At 52.3% G+C, this 16,386-nt stretch carries 18 protein-coding genes and 1 pseudogene; 11 read left to right on the top strand and 8 right to left on the bottom strand.

What is annotated here, in order from left to right; all coding sequences use genetic code 11:
* From ALO80_RS08975 to ALO80_RS08940, 8 genes and pseudogenes are all read right to left on the bottom strand, one after another.
* Window positions 1–270: pseudogene (locus tag ALO80_RS08975) on the bottom strand (ABC transporter permease); the annotation flags it as partial.
* The gene (locus ALO80_RS08970) at window positions 270–1,214 is read right to left on the bottom strand and encodes an ABC transporter permease (RefSeq protein WP_055008726.1); all 945 of its coding nucleotides are present in this window, start codon (window positions 1,212–1,214) and stop codon (window positions 270–272) included. The pseudogene ALO80_RS08975 and the gene ALO80_RS08970, both read right to left, overlap by 1 nt.
* 28 nt (window positions 1,215–1,242) lie before the next feature.
* Window positions 1,243–2,745, bottom strand: a complete 1,503-nt coding sequence (locus ALO80_RS08965) for an ABC transporter substrate-binding protein (RefSeq protein WP_055008725.1) — start codon at window positions 2,743–2,745, stop codon at window positions 1,243–1,245.
* Entirely contained in the window at window positions 2,742–3,863 is a 1,122-nt protein-coding gene (locus tag ALO80_RS08960; RefSeq protein ID WP_055005056.1) for an ABC transporter ATP-binding protein, read from the bottom strand. Before ALO80_RS08960 ends, ALO80_RS08965 begins: the two co-directional genes overlap by 4 nt.
* Complete coding sequence (locus ALO80_RS08955; protein ID WP_055005057.1) at window positions 3,860–4,876, bottom strand: ABC transporter ATP-binding protein; 1,017 nt, start codon at window positions 4,874–4,876, stop codon at window positions 3,860–3,862. Before ALO80_RS08955 ends, ALO80_RS08960 begins: the two co-directional genes overlap by 4 nt.
* Complete coding sequence (locus ALO80_RS08950; RefSeq protein ID WP_055008724.1) at window positions 4,873–5,610, bottom strand: FadR/GntR family transcriptional regulator; 738 nt, start codon at window positions 5,608–5,610, stop codon at window positions 4,873–4,875. The genes ALO80_RS08955 and ALO80_RS08950 overlap by 4 nt, the downstream gene beginning before the upstream one ends.
* Window positions 5,611–7,072: 1,462 nt before the next feature.
* Window positions 7,073–7,342, bottom strand: coding sequence for a hypothetical protein (locus ALO80_RS08945; RefSeq protein ID WP_055008723.1), 270 nt, complete (start codon window positions 7,340–7,342; stop codon window positions 7,073–7,075).
* 83 nt (window positions 7,343–7,425) lie between these two features.
* Window positions 7,426–7,845 carry a helix-turn-helix domain-containing protein gene (locus ALO80_RS08940; RefSeq protein ID WP_235812467.1) on the bottom strand — a complete coding sequence of 140 codons (420 nt, stop codon included), beginning with the start codon at window positions 7,843–7,845 and terminating at the stop codon, window positions 7,426–7,428.
* Window positions 7,846–7,913: 68 nt separating this feature from the next.
* On the opposite strand from ALO80_RS08940, the gene ALO80_RS08935 reads away from it, so the two are divergent.
* From ALO80_RS08935 to ALO80_RS08900, 11 genes are all read left to right on the top strand, one after another.
* A complete protein-coding gene (locus ALO80_RS08935) occupies window positions 7,914–9,044 on the top strand; it encodes a phage/plasmid replication domain-containing protein (RefSeq protein ID WP_055008722.1) in 1,131 nt (376 codons plus the stop codon).
* Complete coding sequence (locus ALO80_RS08930) at window positions 9,041–9,271, top strand: hypothetical protein (protein ID WP_055008721.1); 231 nt, start codon at window positions 9,041–9,043, stop codon at window positions 9,269–9,271. The genes ALO80_RS08935 and ALO80_RS08930 overlap by 4 nt, the downstream gene beginning before the upstream one ends.
* A 265-nt stretch (window positions 9,272–9,536) precedes the next feature.
* Entirely contained in the window at window positions 9,537–9,836 is a 300-nt protein-coding gene (locus tag ALO80_RS29305) for a propanediol utilization protein (protein WP_083493205.1), read from the top strand.
* Window position 9,837: 1 nt separating this feature from the next.
* Entirely contained in the window at window positions 9,838–10,047 is a 210-nt protein-coding gene (locus ALO80_RS08925) for a hypothetical protein (RefSeq protein ID WP_170286819.1), read from the top strand.
* Window positions 10,048–10,057: 10 nt separating this feature from the next.
* On the top strand, window positions 10,058–10,291 hold the full coding sequence (locus ALO80_RS08920) for a hypothetical protein (RefSeq protein WP_055008720.1): 234 nt from the start codon (window positions 10,058–10,060) through the stop codon (window positions 10,289–10,291).
* Between the two features lie 578 nt (window positions 10,292–10,869).
* Window positions 10,870–11,304, top strand: a complete 435-nt coding sequence (locus tag ALO80_RS31705) for a hypothetical protein (RefSeq protein ID WP_159420667.1) — start codon at window positions 10,870–10,872, stop codon at window positions 11,302–11,304.
* Entirely contained in the window at window positions 11,265–11,672 is a 408-nt protein-coding gene (locus ALO80_RS29295; RefSeq protein ID WP_083493209.1) for a hypothetical protein, read from the top strand. Before ALO80_RS31705 ends, ALO80_RS29295 begins: the two co-directional genes overlap by 40 nt.
* A gap of 2 nt (window positions 11,673–11,674) precedes the next feature.
* Window positions 11,675–11,986 carry a DUF2523 domain-containing protein gene (locus ALO80_RS08910; protein WP_055008718.1) on the top strand — a complete coding sequence of 104 codons (312 nt, stop codon included), beginning with the start codon at window positions 11,675–11,677 and terminating at the stop codon, window positions 11,984–11,986.
* Between the two features lie 5 nt (window positions 11,987–11,991).
* Window positions 11,992–13,257, top strand: a complete 1,266-nt coding sequence (locus ALO80_RS08905) for a zonular occludens toxin domain-containing protein (RefSeq protein WP_055008717.1) — start codon at window positions 11,992–11,994, stop codon at window positions 13,255–13,257.
* A gap of 1,245 nt (window positions 13,258–14,502) precedes the next feature.
* Entirely contained in the window at window positions 14,503–14,787 is a 285-nt protein-coding gene (locus tag ALO80_RS30605) for a hypothetical protein (RefSeq protein WP_144434211.1), read from the top strand.
* A gap of 318 nt (window positions 14,788–15,105) precedes the next feature.
* Window positions 15,106–16,386 carry a tyrosine-type recombinase/integrase gene (locus ALO80_RS08900; protein WP_055008716.1) on the top strand — a complete coding sequence of 427 codons (1,281 nt, stop codon included), beginning with the start codon at window positions 15,106–15,108 and terminating at the stop codon, window positions 16,384–16,386.

The raw sequence follows: 16,386 nt of genomic DNA, 5'->3' as shown, positions 1-16,386 counted from the left end.
GGCGCCATACAGCAGGCGTGAAAGCAGATCGCGACCCAATTCGTCGGTACCCAGCCAGTAGATCAGCGAAGGGGCTTTGCGTACGGCGAGGAAGTTGGCTTTGAGTGGGTCGTGCGGCGCGATCCAGGGTGCCAGAACGGCCGCCAAGACAAACAGCAACAATACCGCTGCGCCAATCACGGCACCTTTGTTGGCGAGGAATTTTTTCAGGAACGGTGAGCGGCTGCGGCGCAGGATCGCGCTGTGCGGGAGGCTGGCAATAGCGGTCATCAGGCAGTCCTCAGGCGTGGATTGATCAGGCGGTAGAGCACGTCGGCTAGCAGATTCAACATCACGAAGCCAATCGCGACACACAACACCACACCTTGCACCACGGCATAGTCACGGTTGAACACCGCGTCGACGATCATCTTGCCGAAACCCGGAATGCTGAACACTTGCTCGGTCAGCACCGCGCCGCCGAGCAGCTCACCAAACAGCAAGGTCGTGAGCGTGACGATGGGCATCAACGCGTTGCGCAACGCATGCCTGAGAATCACCGTGCGCGGGAACAGGCCTTTGGCCCGGGCTGTGCGCACGTAGTCAGTGCGCAATACTTCCAGCATGGCGCTGCGGGTGTGACGCATGAGTATTCCCGACAGCCCTGCACCCAACACGAAGGCTGGCAGTATCAGGGTCTTCAGGTTTTGCCCGAAGTCTTCACCCATCGGCACAAAGCCGGAGGCGGGCAGCCATTGCAGTTTCACTGCAAAGACCATGATCAGCAGGATGCCCAGCCAGAAGTGCGGAATGGAAATGCCCGACAGCGCTACCACGTTGGCACCGTAATCCACGGCGGAGCCTTTGCGTACCGCCGAAATGATTCCGGTCGGAATGCCTATCGAAAGCGCAATCAGCAAGGCCAGCACAGCCAGTTCAATGGTGACCGGCAGCTTGGACGCGAGCAACGTAGTCACCGGTTGTTCGGTGCGCAGCGAGGTGCCGAAGTCGCCGGCCAATACGTTGCCGACCCAGTTCAGATACTGCAGGGGGATCGGGTCATCGAGCCGGTACTTGTCGCGCAGGTATTCCATGACCACCGGATCGCGTTCTTCGCCGGCCATCGCCAGCACCGGGTCACCCGGCAGCAGCTTTTGCAGGGTGAAGACGAACAGCGAAACCAGAATCAGCGTCGGTATCGAGCCGAGCAGGCGTCGCAGGATGAACATCAGCATACCGGAACCTCGCAGTTGCGCCCGTCAGTCATGGCTTGAACGCGACATTGGTCAGACGAATCAGACCGTCCGGGTTAGGGACGAAACCGGTCACGTTATTACGCAGGGCAATGATTCGCGGATCGAAATACAAGTATGCGGTCGGCACTTCATCGGCCAGTAAACGCAAGGCTTCGTTGTACAGCGCCTGGCGTTGTGCAACGTCGTTTACGGTGCGCGCCTTATTGAGCAGTTCGTCGAGCCTGGCGTTGCAGTACTTGCCGTCGTTCTGGCCGCCTTTGCAGGTCACGAACTGATGGATATCACCATCTGGATCCGGGCGACCCGACCAGGCGCTCATGCCGATCTGGAAGTTACCGCTCTGTTGTTCGCTAAGCATCGTGGCGTACTCAGTCGCAACCAGGTTGACCTTGAAATCCGCTTCTTCCGCCATTGCCTGAATGATCTGCCCGACCTGTTGCGCAATAGGATTGTTGGCCACTTTGAGGTCAACTGCCAAAGGCAGTTTCACACCGGCCTCAGCCAGCAGCGCTTTGCTTTTTTCAATATCGCGCGCCGGGATCGGCAGATCCTTGTCGTAATACGGACTGTTTTTCGGGAACGGCTGGGCACTTGGCGCATACAAGCCCTCGAACACCACCTGGTTAATGGCATCGCGGTCTATGGACAGCTCGAACGCTTTACGTACGCGTTTGTCCTTGCCCATCGGCGAGCTGGCTTTTTCACCATTGCCGATGTTGAACATCAGCTGCATGTAGCCCAGGCCTGGAGTGTTGTAGATCGCCAACTTGCTGTCGCCTTTGACGGTCTTTACATCAGTGGGTGCAACGCGCTCGATGATGTCCAGGTCGCCGGAACGCAGGTTGGCGAGGCGCACCGAGGTATCCGGAATGGGCAGGAACACTACTTTGTCGAAATGGTAAGCCTGCTTGTTCCAGTAGTGGTCAAAACGCTCCAGAACGATTCGATCCTGCTGCACGCGCTGCACAAATCTGTAAGGACCTGAACATACGGGGCTGGAGGCGAAATCGCCCTGAGCAGCTTTCGGCGCAAGCATCATCCCGGCACGGTCCGAGAGCTGCGAAACCAGCGTTGCATCGGCTTGCTTTAACTTGATGGCGATGGTTTTTGCATTAACCACTTCCACGCTGTCCACCGAGGCAAGCTCGCTTTTGCGCAGGGAGTCGGGGAGGGTGCGCGCGCGGTCCAGGTTGAACTTCACCGAGGCGGCATCAAAGGGCTCACCGTCGTGGTACGTAACGCCTTCGCGCAAGCTCATGGTCAGGGTTTTGCCATCCGCACTCCAGTTCCAGGCCGTAGCCAGTTGTGGTGCATACGTCAGGTCCGGATTGACGTCCACCAGCTTGTCGCACAATGCGGTGTAGACCAGTCGACCGGAGTAGGTGCGCGAACGATGCGGATCAAGCACATCGGGATCGTCCTGAATGCCGATGCGCAACGTCGATTCGGCAAACGCGGCGTTGGCGGCCAGCAATAACAATGTTCCTGTCATGACGCGTGCGATTTTCATGGCTGGCTCTCCACTGCAAGGGATTGATGGGTCTTGAACAGATTCAGGCGCTGCGTGTATGCAGCACTGGGTGTTGTGATTAACGTTCCGCTGCCTGCATTGGCGAGCTCTCGCCAGAAGTGGCAGGCCACCTGGCGTGTGGTGTCGACTGTTTCCATGACTGGCGCTGCTTCCTTGCACAGTGCGCGGGCATGCGGGCAACGGGTATGAAAACGGCAACCCGAAGGAGGGCGGCTCGGGCTTGGCATGTCTCCGCCGAGCAGAGGACGTGGCTGGCGCTGGTCGGGATGACTGACCGGCACAGCAGCCATCAGCGCCTGCGTGTAGGGATGCAGAGGGTTTTCGAACAGCGCGTTGACCGGCGCCAGTTCGACGATTTCACCCAGATACATCACCGCCACGCGGTCACTCATATGGCGGATCACGGCCAGTCCATGAGCAACAATCACTAGAGTAAGGCCGAACTGATGTTTGAGGTCTTCGAGCAGGTTGACCACTTGTGCCTGCACCGAAACGTCGAGCGCCGACACCGGCTCGTCACCGAGTATCAAACGGGGCTCGGAAGCCAGTGCGCGAGCAATGCCTATGCGCTGGCGCTGACCGCCGGAAAATTCATGGGGATGCCGACCGCTGTGTTCCGGGGCGAGACCTACTGTGCGCAATAACTCAGCGACCCTGGCCTGGCGGTCACTGCGGCTGGCTTCGCTGTGCAGCCAGATCGGTTCGCCTACGATGGATTCCACGGTCATGCGCGGATTCAGCGACGCAAACGGGTCCTGGAAAATGATCTGTAAATCTCGGCGTACCTGACGCAGTTTTTCCGGCGGCAGGTTGGCCAGATTACGGCCTTCGTAAATCACATCACCTGAAGTTGGCTGCAGCAGATTGAGCAGCAGGCGGCCAAGGGTTGATTTACCCGAGCCAGATTCGCCCACCAGCGCCAGCGTTTCGCCTTTGCGGACAGACAAGTTGACGTTATTGACGGCCTGCACCGGTGGCTTCTTCGCCTGGAACAGGCCGCTTTCAACGGCAAAGTGTTTGCTAAGGCCGATGCTCTCGAGAATGGGTTTCTGCACACTGCCGCTCGTGCTGGCGATATTGTGTTCGGAAAGGCTCATGCACTGACTCCCACATGCTGTTCCAAAGGCGCTCGGATGCACGCGGCGAAGTGTCCTGGAGACAACTCGAGCAGCGGCGGACGCTCATCTCTGCATTGCTGGATCACGAACGGGCAGCGACCGGCAAAGCGGCAACCCGCTGGCATTTCTGCCGGCGTCGGTACCCGGCCGTTGATCGTTGCCAGACGGCCTTCGCGAGGGCCAATGGATGGCATCGAACCCATCAGGCCGATGGTGTAGGGATGCTGCGGATCGTCGAACAGTGTTTTCACCGGGCCGCTTTCCACGACGCGTCCGGCGTACATGACCATGACGTCATCGGCTACTTCGGCGACCACGCCCAGGTCGTGAGTGATCAGAATCATCGCTGTGCCGGTCTCGGTCTGCAGGTTGGCGATCAGCGAAAGGATCTGCGCCTGAATAGTCACGTCCAGCGCAGTGGTCGGCTCATCCGCAATGATCAGTGCAGGATCATTGGCCAGCGCCATGGCAATCATGGCGCGTTGACGCATGCCACCCGAAAGTTCATGCGGGTAGGCGTCCAGCCGCTGGCGAGCGTCCGGCACGCGGACCTTTTCCAGCATGTCCAGAGCCCGCTGGCGGGCGGCCTTGTCTGAAAGACCCTGATGACGCATCACGCTTTCAGCAATCTGCTCACCGATGGTGAAGACCGGATTCAGAGAGGTCATCGGTTCCTGGAAGATCATCGCCATGCGGTTACCGCGTACATCCAGCAGTCGATCTTCGGACATGCCCAGCAAGGCTTCATCTATCAGTAAAGAGTCACTGGCACCGACCTTGGCAGTCGCTGGCAGCAGGCCCATCAGTCCCATTGAGGTCACGCTTTTGCCGCAGCCGGACTCGCCGACGATGGCGAGGGTCTTGCCGCGATTGACGGAAAAAGAAACGCCGTCGACAACGTTGGCGGGCGCACCGTCAAAGCGAACGGTCAGGTCCCTGATGCTGAGCACTGTGCTATCGACGGTTTCTGCGGGGTAGGCGGTGGCGCTCATGAGCTGGCCTCCAGATCTTGATTGATGACGTTATCCAGCGCTTGTTGCAGCGCCCGTAAATGACCGCGCATGGCTGTGGCTGCCTTGATCGGATCGCGGCTTTCAATAGCGGTAACGATGTCGTCGTGATCGTGGCTGTAAGTGTCGAGCCGGTCGGCGTTGCGCGCCCGTTGGCGCAAATCACGCCAGGTTGGGTCCAGACGGATCGCATCGAGCATTTCGAAGATATCCAGCATCAATCGATTGCCCGCTGCTTCAGCAATGGCTCGGTGCAAGGCGCTGTCCCAAAGCTCAATGCCTTCGGCATCGGTCTGCTCGGCAACCTGCTGGCGAGTGGTGCGCTCGGCAAGGCGGCGCAGAATCGCCATTTGTACGCCATTGGCCCGTACCGCGGCCAATGAGGCGAGTGCCGGCTCCAGGTGCAGGCGAGCCTCCATGACCTCACTGAAATTGGTCCGGCCGGACAGGCGGGCGAAGCTCATGGCGGCGCTGGGTGGGGTAGGTCCGACAAAGGTCCCTTTGCCTTGCCGCCGCCAGATCTGGCCTTCAGCCTCGAGTACCGACAGAGCTCGACGAATCGCCCGTCGGCTAACACCGAAGTCGGCAGCCAGGTCCCGTTCAGTGGGCAACGCTCGCTGCGGGAATGCAGCATGCTGGGCAACGATCTGGCGCAAGGCATCCAGTGCCAGTTTTGAAGAGTTGTCGATAGGGGTGTCAGGGTCGAACCTTTGCATCGTGGTACTCGCGCCAGACCAGAAAAAAGTGCCCTGAGCTGCCTACAGGCAGAGATTCACGGCAAAGGGGAGAGTGCAAGAGCGATGCCAATGAAAATTGGTTCGGCCAGCTTTGAGCGGCAATAAGCCTGCTGATGAACAGTGATCAAGGCTTGCTGGCCAATTCTCAATGGTTCGCCAAGTAGGCTCAGGGTATGAAAGAGGATTGGTTCGCTGGCAGGTGAACCAATTTTTCAGGTGGTACGAACTTTTTGCATCAATGCGGGCATGGTGCGCCAGTGAGGCGCGCATTTTGTAGGCAGTTACCCAGTGCTACCGAAACCGAGCAGTCTTATTAGTAAGCACAGGATTCGTCAGAGCAGTAAGGACTCGCGACAAGCCTGTAGCGGTTTGGATGTATGGCTGACGAGGTGATAGGGCGCTTAACAAGTAAGTCTGCCAGGTAGCTAACGGGATAACTCAACTAAATGGTGGTTTAGTTGAGTTGGAACGGGTAGTTGCAATGGACGCGGAGCATTGGCAGAGGGCGACTGACTTTAACAGGTTTCATGACACATTGCGGTTGCCTTCGTTTTGTTACCCGGCCGACATACCGCGCGGGCTATAAGCTGCGCTGACACTGTAATCCGCCGCATTAAAGGCTGGATTTACACGCCCGCAATGTGTCATGCCGGTAAGGGAATAACCATGTTGTAACTTCGGCTCGGGCAGGTGAATACGCAAGCTTTAATGTTGAGGCCAATCCCATGCTTGAAGCGCTCGATTTAGCGCTCGATTTCAAGGCGTAAACAGCCTGGCTCGGCCAAGTGGATCCGCGGGGCTTTAAGCCAGGCCACCAAGCCAGCATCGACGTTCCTGTCTTGGCTTTATCCCGAATAGCTGCAATGTGCGGTAGCCCTTGAGTTTTTTAATCGCATCGGCTGTCAGTAGCGTGGGTACGCTGAGATGTAAACGTGCTCGTCAGTAACCGAGCTGAATGATCGGAGGAATGCATGGGCTCGGAAAATATGATGCTGTGCATTTTGTGTTAGCGCTGGATGGAGGTGCATCAAATGGAAGGTGTCGATCAGCGCGGAGAGAAACTGAAATGCCTGTGAGATTGACGTTTGGAAAACGTGGCCAGGTCATGAGCGTGAGAAACGCATTCTGGAGGCAGGCCTGACATCTGCCTGGGACTGAGCTCGGTGCGTAATACCTTGTTACGCATAATGTGTGGACGTTATGGTACTTGCGGCCAACGGCCAGAATCGATCGTCGGGACCATTGCGCAGCCCCCCGGCGATCGATTTACCCATAACGTCAATTATGCGTGGCACCACCTCATCTGATCGCGTGTGACGCTCTCAGGCCCCTTGTGATCTGACTTCGCGCCATGATCACTCAGCTTTACCGCAACGGACCCATAGCGCACAGCACTTAGGTGGTCAGGTCCCGGAGGCTCGTACTTGCAGCACTTGTCCTGTCAAAGCGAATCCAACATCTGATAGGTCGTTTCTGGCGATTCCTGCATGACAGGTTTCGCTTTTTCGCGTGCCTGGCTTTCCCAGGCAATTCTTGATCCAGCGCAAGCAGGGCAGTCGTCGTCCTCTCCAGCGCAATGCACGCAGATCCCGCTCAAGCGCATCAGCTCTTGCCCAAGCCGTCGCAGAACATCGTCCTGCCGGGACTCCCAAAGCTCCTCAGAGAGTGTTTCGCCGATTCTGTACATCCTTACTGATTTTGCGTCTGCCATTGCCCTGTGCCCTCTGGCGATTTTGGAGCGAAGCGGGTGGGGGTGCTGTTACACCCCCACTTTACCGCAAAACGCCTCGGTCTCTACTTGATCGCTTCTTGCTCAAATCCGAAAAGCACGCCTTTCAGGGCTATGCGTGCCTGATTCCTGATCTCTGGCGGCAGGGAGTCGAATCGTTTCAAGATAGGCCTTAAATCCTCTGATACCGTCAGTTCGGATTCGCCTAAAAGCAGCTCGTCATTCGACACGCCTAATACTTTTGCAAGCTCAACGATTTTGTCTGCAGACGGCATCTGTGTGCCTGCCTCATAAGACGTATAACTCGACTTCGCGATGCCTGCTGGCCCCCAGACGTCAGGCTGTGTAAGGCCTCTCGCCTTCCTGAACCTCTTCAGGTTTTCGCTCAGTGTCATCGTTCTGTCGCTCTGGTTTCTCATCGTTTCCAGATCGTAAATACTGTTCAATTGTCCAGTTCCGTTATTCCGGTATTTTAGTGCTTGCATGTCGTGACCCTCAGTGGTTAGCATACCGGCATTCGGCTACCGTTATTCCGGTATTGACAAGGATTTGTATGTTTATCGATTGGTTGACAGTTTCTCAGGTGTTTGATTTCGACCTTCCCGTCATTTCGGACACTGCTTTTTTGGCTGTTGACACCGCTACGCACGAAATCCTGAGCACGTCGTACCGTTCTACCAAATACGAAGGCAGCTATAGCTCCACTCTCAAAATCAAAATCTCTGGTCGGAAAATTACCGTAGATGGCAATCCTTCACGCATCAACAGGCATGACAACTTGTTCGGTTTCGAAACTGTCTCCGAATGCATCTCCGTCTTTAATTCGGTCATGTCCAATCTCGGTCTTCCTTCTTTCACCCGCTGCACGCGGTTTGAAATTCGCGATGGCGAGTCAGGGGGGAAGGCCGGTCATTTATGGTCTGACGGTTGTGTCATCCATCGTATAGATTTGACTACTAATGTTGCTGTTGGTTCTGGCAATGAAATGTCTTATATACGCGCTTTAGCAACTCAAAGAATTGGTCATTCTATTGGGTTTCTTTATCCAAATGGTCAAACAACTGACTGGACTACATCCGGTCACGGCAAGGGCGCTAGACTTCAATACAGAAAAGTATATAACAAAGCTTTTGACCTCATTAATAAGCACTTGCCTAAAGTTAAGCTTATTTATGGTGAAACATCCGAAGAGTTTAAGTACGCCCAAAGTCTTTATGACTACTGTGTTTCTCAGGGTATTGTTCGTTTTGAACAAGAATTGAAAGATGAGTTCCTTAAGAAGAAGGGTCTTTCCTTCTGGGGCTTGTTTGACGAAGGCATTTATAGCCAACTCCATCGAGAGTTTTTAGATATTGATCAGCGCCTAAAGGTGACTAAAATGGATCAGGTCAGCATTGCACAACAGCTTTTACTTGAGAATGTAGTTGATACTCCGCGTCAGGCTAATACAACTGCCTATTACGCAAGTCTTTGGATGAACGATCAGGAACTCGTTCTCTCTCAACGCTCTTTTGAAACTCATGCTGCTCGGCTTAATCGCATTGGTATCAATATTCGTAATGTCTGCGACATTCGTTCGTTCTCTACTGTCTTTATTCGTGAAATGAAAGAGATTACACCTGCTAAGAACATTCAGCCACCATCGTTCTACAAGCGCGCTTCTCATTTGAGGTCTGTGGCATGATTTATAATAATCATCAGGGAACTCAACTTACAACCAAGCAACGCCATATGCTCGATCAGCAGCGTCACGTTCGTGAGTTTATGAACCCTGTTCTGACCCAGCAAGTAGCAGAAACACTTGCTGTAATTGAAGTTCGGAAAGAGCATGGCACTAAACCCGAGCGCATCTGGTTTCTTGATCGTCAAGAAAAAGGCACTCCGTCAATGGCTGAATGGATGGGTTACTAATGGATAAGTCCCAATATCAGATTCTTCGTTATTCCGTCGAGGCCGAGATTGCTAATTTTAACTCTGGCAACATTGATGATTCTGCTTTCGCTAGCTCGCTTATGCGCCTGTTTTTACAGGCTTCATCAGCTGAGCAAGTACGCTCTCAAATAGCTAAGCGTCAGTTTCTTACTTTTCGCCGTGTTCCAAATCTCATTCCGCCCAGCTGGGCATACTGCAATCCGAGCTTAAGTTCTCGGCTGCCTACACTGTAAGGGGCTTTACCATGTCTATGACTCTTTTGATTGAAGTAACTGGCATTACTCGTTCCGGCATTTCTTCAAGGTCTCAGAAGCCGTACACGATGTTTCAGGCCTTCGTCCATTTGCCAAATATTCCTTATCCTCAGAAGACTGACTTCTATGCCGCGCTTCCCACCGAAGTTCCACAGCCCGGAACTTATGAGTGTGATGTTATCGCTGATGTTCGCGATGGTCGTCTTGAGTTTACTTGTGATCCTCGTCAGGGCCGCCGCAAGAACATTCCTCCTCTTTCTGCTGCAATGAACCCGCAGAAGGCTGGCTGATATGAATTTTTTGGGCTGTGATGGAATGTGGCAAGTTCAGGCTGACGGTACTCCCGTTTGTACTGGTCAACTACAAACTTTCACTGTTCAAGAGATGCGGGACTCCCTTAGTCCTGCAATTACCGCAGAACAGCGGATGGAGATTACCGGCGCGCTTTTTGCACTGTTCGTCTTTGTCTGGGTCTGCAAAACCGTCCGCAATGCTTTTTAATTGGTGATATATGAAAAACAAACTTCTCGTACTCTGCAAATCCGGTCGCGCTCAACTGGCTGTAGCCGCTATTGTCATGGCGTCTACCTCGCAATCGTACGCTGCCGCCGCAAACATCGACACTGCTGAAGCCCTGGGTTACGTCACTGGTGGTGCTGCCGCTGCCGCTGCGGTTGTCGCTGCCATGTTCGGTCTGACCGCCCTCATCGGTGCTGCCAAGAAGGCAATGCGCGCAGGGACTTAATTAACCCTGTTTGCCCGGTGGGAGTTCTTCCCTCCGGGCTTTTTTTTGTCTGGAGAAAATAATGGGGACATTAAAATGTATATTGATCCGAACGACTTTGTCTGGTTTTGGGTTACGGCTGCGCTCTTTCTTCTTTGCGTTGGTCGTTAGTTTATTTTATATTCAGGCTGCCTCTGCTGCTATTTTCTACACTGGTCCTCTGTCTAGCTCACATTTCTCTACACCAGCTGCAGCATGTGCTGAAACTGCCGCAGCTTGGGGGCCTGTAAACCTTTCATACCTCCAATCCAATCTATGGGCTTGTGGTAATTCACTTAATGTTCAAGGGACAGGAACGTGTGACTCTGGAACTATTTATAATGGTACAACGGGCGCATGTGACAATCCCGAGTTACAGAAATGCTTAGATGCCAAAGGTACAACTAAGAAAGGACATAGTTGGCATCAAACTACTGACACACCAAGTCCTCCTTCACCCGGCGGCTGTTCAACTACTTTGTCTGGAGTATCTATATGCCTCGCAGACCCTACTGGCGGATTTACTTGTACTGGTGATATCACTGTTACAGGCGATCTTTATGTTCCTCCTCCTACAACAGAACCTACACCCGACCCAACCCCAACCCCAACTCCCACGCCAGGTACTGGCACCGGTGACACTGGTACAGGTTCTGGATCCGGTAGTGGTTCTGGTAGTGACTCAGGCTCCGGTAGTGGTAGTGGCTCTGGTTCTGGTTCTGGCAGTGGTTCAGGCTCAGGTTCCGGTAGTGGCTCTGGCAGCGGCTCAGGCTCAGGTTCCGGTAGTGGCTCTGGCAGCGGCTCAGGCTCAGGTTCCGGTAGTGGCTCTGGTAGCGGCTCAGGCTCAGGTTCTGGTAATGGTTCTGGATCAGGTTCTGGCACTGGTACTGGCGATGGTGACGGTACTTGTGAAGGTGATAAATGCGGTGAGGATGACGCTCAGGTTTCCGGTGATATGCAGTGTCAAACTGTCGTTTCTTGCACCGGTGATGTAATTCAATGCGCCGTACTTCGTCAGGAACAGCAATCACGCTGTGCAGATAAAGAGTATCGTGATCTAACTGAGAAGAAGATAGCGGATTTAAAGTCCGAGCTTCAATCTGAGTTTGCAGGTGAAGACTACAAACCTATTAAGCCCGATTCTGATTCAACTTTTGATCTTTCATCTATGATCGACACGAGTAGCCGTTTTGGTGCTTCCTGCCCAGTCCTTAGGACTGTAAGCGTTCCTTTTATGTTGGGAAGGTCAGTTTCTTTTGACCCTAATGTTCCGGGTCTTTGTACATTCCTCACTTTTATGGGTTATTTAATGGTCGCCTTTGCAATGCGTAAGGCTGCTGAAATTATCGCAACTGGAGTTTGATTATGCCCGCAATTATTGGCTTGTTTATCCGCATGCTGGGTCTTTCCATTGTCCCGTTGGGTTGGAAGCTTTTAAGAGGCCTTGGCTTTGCTGCAATAAGTTATATTGGCATTGATGCCGCACTTAATAAGGCCAAGGATTATGCATTTTCTCAGCTTGGCGGATTGCCTGCCGATTGGCTTTCAGTTCTCGGCATGCTTAAAGTGGATGTATGTTTGAATATATTGTTCTCTGCATATATTGCGCGTGCATTGCTTGCTGGTATGAACAAGTCTGGCAATAAAACAAGTATGAAATGGACACCTAAGGAGTAGGGCGCATGTTATTTCTTCGCACTGGCTTGCCCGGTTCTGGCAAGACGCTTAATACCATCAAGGAAATTGATTATGAACATGCTGCTGATCCAGATAATCCTTTGTTGCGTCTTCATAAGGATCCTGATAATCCCAACCTTCCGCCGCGCACCATTTACTACCATGGTATCCCTGAGCTTAAGGTGGATCAGTTAAAGTCTAATTGGGTCGAATGGGAAACTCCAGATCTCTGGTACGAATTGCCTGATGGCTCCGTTATCGTTATCGACGAGGCTCAAGGCACGTTTGGTACCGATGTGCGTGGACGTGTTGAAAAAGTTACTCGTTTTGAGAAACATCGACACCACGGTTGGGATGTTCATATTATCACTCAGCATCCATCACTCATTTGCTCGCCTGTGCGAAAGTTGGTAGGCAAGCACATCAACTTTATTCGTCCATACGGCAGGACCAAAGGCATATTTCGTCACGAATATGAAATGTGTATTGATCGTCCTGAGAACCGCTCTAATTTCAAGATGGCTCAAGAGAGAAAAATCGAATTTGACAGTCATTACTTTGGGCTTTATAAGTCTTCAACTGTTCACACTCATAAAAAGATCACACCCAGTTATTACAAGGCGATCCCATTCATTGCCGCTGCTATATTGATACCGATATTGTTCCTTGCTGGTGGGTTTTGGTACGTTATTAAGAGTAAGAGTTCTGACAGTGATGCTCTTATGCATTCACAGCCAGAAACAAAAGTCTCTGAGACTAAAACTCAAGTCGCACAGTCTTCATTGCCTAGCACTCCAGGCCGTGTAGTTCAGCCTGTTCAGGAATATATCCAGCAGTACAAGCCTAGGATTGCTGATGTTGAGTCGTCTGCGCCTAGGTACGACGAAACCAACAAGGCTCGTGATTTTCCACGTCCTACCTGTATGGCTTCGACCGATGTGCGTATGTTGTTGTCTGCTAAGTCGAGAGGTTTAAATACTGGCACATTCAATGGTGAGGACACCGTTTGCCAGTGCTATTCACAGCAGGCCACACGAATGACAACGTCTTTTGATTTCTGTATGTCAGTCGTGCAGAACGGATATTTTGATGACACCAAGCAGCAGCCAGCGTATGCCACACCGGCCGGTCTTTCATCAACTCGTTCCCTGGAGTCGCGTGACGGTCCGCAGCGAGGGCTCGCAGCGGTGGACCAGAACGCGCAATCTACAAAGCCTTCGCGGTTCAACATCATTCCTGACACCAGTCGCACTCAGAGGACTATCAAATGAAACCACTTGAGCTTATGTACAGATTCAACCCTGTCGTTGAGCGCTTAGACCTCTGTAACTCTCATGTTATCGACTGGAAGTGGCACCTACAGGAAACCCGTCCTCATTTTTGGTGGCGTTCCCGGTGCTGGCTGTTATAACTCGACTAAACGGTAATTTAGTTGAGTTATGCTTTTTGGTGATTAAAAGGACTGTACATCGATGCCGGGATGGATTCCAGAGGTACGCATAATGTATATTATGTTAAATTATGTCTGTGTGTTTCCAATTACCGACGAGTACTTGGTCAGCTCCTTGGCACCATTACATTTGCGCCAATCGCGATTTGATTGGAAAGCCCTCCTTTATCTTCCCAACCCCTTGATTCCATTGGGCTTTAGTTCACCAGGCATCCCAGTTCGACGCAGCTTTTTGACGATATGAGTGGAAACCTCTCCGATTCATAAATCCATAAGTCATTGATCTGTATAGATTTTACAAATCCACGTCTAAACGGAACAGCTCCATGCCTAAGGAGAAATCAGTGGAATCATATTTCAGGGGATGCATTGTCGACCGCCTCGAACCTCTTACAGGACAAGGGCTCCAGCGCTTTTTGAGGAATTGAGTGGACATTCCGCACCACCGTTTCCCAAGACGAAACCAGTGGAAAATCCACGAAAACACTGCCTTGCTGCGGGTCGTATGACGCCCAAACCAATATCGATAGAAACCCGTAAACCGAGGTTGCTGAGAACCGCCAATACCCTTGAAGCCCCCGTAATCCCTAGCCCTGGCCAGGCTAACAGTCTCTAATTCAGTTCTACCGTACTGCCCCAACACGGTACCCGGCGGCTCCTGAGATGCCTGGTCACGGGCTGAAGCATCATCGGATCACGACGTTTCCTGATAAAACAACGAGTGGAAATTCCATTTGCGAATTCGCTCAGAAAAGCCATGAAAGCCAATAAAACCCGGCACCATAGGATTTTCAAAGAAACGAGTGGACATTCCAGAGAGTTTTTCCATTCAAAGATTTAAATGGAAAAACCGCAGTGTCACTCAGCTCACTCTACGTGCGCGTTCAATTCTCTCCAAGGTAATGGCGCGGGTTGCTTGCTGAGCGTCAGGGTGCTCGCCCGGTCGACGCGAGTGACTGCTTGCTTCAAATCAAGGTTTTGTGCGAGCGCACCGTTACCGGCCCGACACAAAAAATCTCACACTCCCCGTTGAGGCGTTAGGGGGCTTTTCCCCTGAGCAGCCCATGTGTCCCAGAACGCCACGCCCCAAATCGCGAATTGCCCAACAATTGCAATTCGGCTTATCAGAGATCCAATAGCCATCAACCACAAAGCCTTTCAACAAACTCCAATCCAGATCCCTAAAAACCAAAACCCAGAAACCCAAAATACTAAAACCCAAGCATTGGCATTAATTGGCAATATCCTTATTAAGGGTAATAAAGCCACCAGCCGGCCACACCAAGAAATCCCAGAAGAACACCTTGGCAATATACGATTAAAGCAACTAACGCCTACGAAGCTCTCATAAAGACGCGAAACGACGGAATAAGTGGAAAAGCCAAAGCGCGCGTCTATTAGTTTATGCCGCAAGCCTTTGTCAAGCTCGCCGCTAAACTTTTAACGCCGAGCAGAGATAGTTGCAACAGTGTCAGCCGGGGGCTACCATCGGGCATCGTCAACGAATTGGGCAAGGGGGGATGAACGAAATGCACGCGATCAAAATGCAGAAAATCACTATGCAAAAAAACAAAATTCGAAGAAGCGAGCAGCTACCCTACCCTAACTTCCAGTTACTACCATAACTGGAAGTTCTAAATCAGCTACAAATCATACGGTATGCACCAACATTTCTACGCAGCCCATGCCTGTTTTTGAGACCTACGAAATCTTCATTGATATGGACTTTAGTCTGCGTGAACCTAGTATGGCTTGCGTTCGTCAGTACATTGAAAATTTTCCCGCATCATTGGAGGCTAACAAGGGTTATCTAACGACTCGGGAGTTTCTTCGCGCCTTTTCGGACAACAGCCTAACTTTCACTTCTTATAGAACTCATGTTGAGAGGTTATTATTATGGACTCTCATTATAAAGCAGAAGCCGTTTTCTCAGCTCAAACGCCAAGATGCGGAAGACTACCTGGAGTTCTGTCGCAACCCTCCAACTGAATGGGTAGGCCCGATCGTGCGGGGCCGGTTTGTGACCAGTGACCACACCGAATCTGCCTGGGGTGACCCCATTATTCCAAACAAGAAATGGAGACCGTTCAGCCTGAAGCTCCCTAAGGACTTTTCGAACGAGCAGGAGTCAACTCGTTATAAAGCTTCTTCGAGCACCATCAATCAGATTTACACGATCTGCAGCCGGTTCTTTGAATATATGGTTGAAGATGGGACGGTTACAGCTAATCCTTTTCGGATGATCAAGAAGAAGAGCCTCAGCGGTAGAGTCCCTCAAGAGGATAGGGTAAATCGAGCCCTGACTCCTTTGCAATGGGACTACGTTCTCGAAACCGCTGAGCGGATGGCTACTGAGGAACCAGAGCGGCATGAGCGTACTTTGTTCATCGTCGCCACTCTCTTCGCGATGTATCTGCGGGTATCCGACATCGTTGGCAGGCCGAACTGGCGTCCGGTAATGGGGGATTTTCGACTCGATCCCGAGGGCAACTGGTGGTACCACGTAATCGGGAAAGGCAATAAGGTTGGGAAGGTCGCGGTCAGAGATGAGTACATTTCAAAGTACCTAACGCGCTATCGTCGATACATTGGTCTGTGTCCGCTGCCAGAGTGGAATGAACAGACGCCTCTTCTCATGACACTGCGAGGCCGTTCAGGGCTGTCTGGGAGGCAGGTGCGCGCCCTCCTCCAATCGTTATTTGATAACGCGTTGGCACGGATGCGCGATGAGGAGCGTGAGGAACATGAGATGAACAGTCTCAGGTCGGCTTCTGCACACTGGCTAAGGCATACCTCTGCGACCTTCGATGCGCCGCTACGCAGCCCGAAGGATCTGCAGATGGATTTACGTCATAGCAGTCTCAGTACCACCCAGAATGTCTACTACCACTCACATGATCAAGAGCGCAGTCAATCCGTGCGTGGCGTAAGTATGCGTGACAGGGGTTGA

Source organism: Pseudomonas caricapapayae, from assembly GCF_001400735.1.
GTDB classification, from domain to species: domain Bacteria; phylum Pseudomonadota; class Gammaproteobacteria; order Pseudomonadales; family Pseudomonadaceae; genus Aquipseudomonas; species Aquipseudomonas caricapapayae.
This window is presented reverse-complemented; position numbering and strand designations above follow the sequence as displayed.

What these genes read in the sequence shown, in the direction of transcription:
- ALO80_RS08970 (WP_055008726.1), bottom strand. Translation starts at nt 1,214, where the DNA reads ATGCTGATGTTCATCCTGCGACGCCTGCTCGGCTCGATACCGACGCTG.
- ALO80_RS08965 (WP_055008725.1), bottom strand. Translation starts at nt 2,745, where the DNA reads ATGAAAATCGCACGCGTCATGACAGGAACATTGTTATTGCTGGCCGCC.
- ALO80_RS08960 (WP_055005056.1), bottom strand. Translation starts at nt 3,863, where the DNA reads ATGAGCCTTTCCGAACACAATATCGCCAGCACGAGCGGCAGTGTGCAG.
- ALO80_RS08955 (WP_055005057.1), bottom strand. Translation starts at nt 4,876, where the DNA reads ATGAGCGCCACCGCCTACCCCGCAGAAACCGTCGATAGCACAGTGCTC.
- ALO80_RS08950 (WP_055008724.1), bottom strand. Translation starts at nt 5,610, where the DNA reads ATGCAAAGGTTCGACCCTGACACCCCTATCGACAACTCTTCAAAACTG.
- ALO80_RS08945 (WP_055008723.1), bottom strand. Translation starts at nt 7,342, where the DNA reads ATGGCAGACGCAAAATCAGTAAGGATGTACAGAATCGGCGAAACACTC.
- ALO80_RS08940 (WP_235812467.1), bottom strand. Translation starts at nt 7,845, where the DNA reads ATGCAAGCACTAAAATACCGGAATAACGGAACTGGACAATTGAACAGT.
- ALO80_RS08935 (WP_055008722.1), top strand. Translation starts at nt 7,914, where the DNA reads ATGTTTATCGATTGGTTGACAGTTTCTCAGGTGTTTGATTTCGACCTT.
- ALO80_RS08930 (WP_055008721.1), top strand. Translation starts at nt 9,041, where the DNA reads ATGATTTATAATAATCATCAGGGAACTCAACTTACAACCAAGCAACGC.
- ALO80_RS29305 (WP_083493205.1), top strand. Translation starts at nt 9,537, where the DNA reads ATGTCTATGACTCTTTTGATTGAAGTAACTGGCATTACTCGTTCCGGC.
- ALO80_RS08925 (WP_170286819.1), top strand. Translation starts at nt 9,838, where the DNA reads ATGAATTTTTTGGGCTGTGATGGAATGTGGCAAGTTCAGGCTGACGGT.
- ALO80_RS08920 (WP_055008720.1), top strand. Translation starts at nt 10,058, where the DNA reads ATGAAAAACAAACTTCTCGTACTCTGCAAATCCGGTCGCGCTCAACTG.
- ALO80_RS31705 (WP_159420667.1), top strand. Translation starts at nt 10,870, where the DNA reads ATGTTCCTCCTCCTACAACAGAACCTACACCCGACCCAACCCCAACCC.
- ALO80_RS29295 (WP_083493209.1), top strand. Translation starts at nt 11,265, where the DNA reads ATGCAGTGTCAAACTGTCGTTTCTTGCACCGGTGATGTAATTCAATGC.
- ALO80_RS08910 (WP_055008718.1), top strand. Translation starts at nt 11,675, where the DNA reads ATGCCCGCAATTATTGGCTTGTTTATCCGCATGCTGGGTCTTTCCATT.
- ALO80_RS08905 (WP_055008717.1), top strand. Translation starts at nt 11,992, where the DNA reads ATGTTATTTCTTCGCACTGGCTTGCCCGGTTCTGGCAAGACGCTTAAT.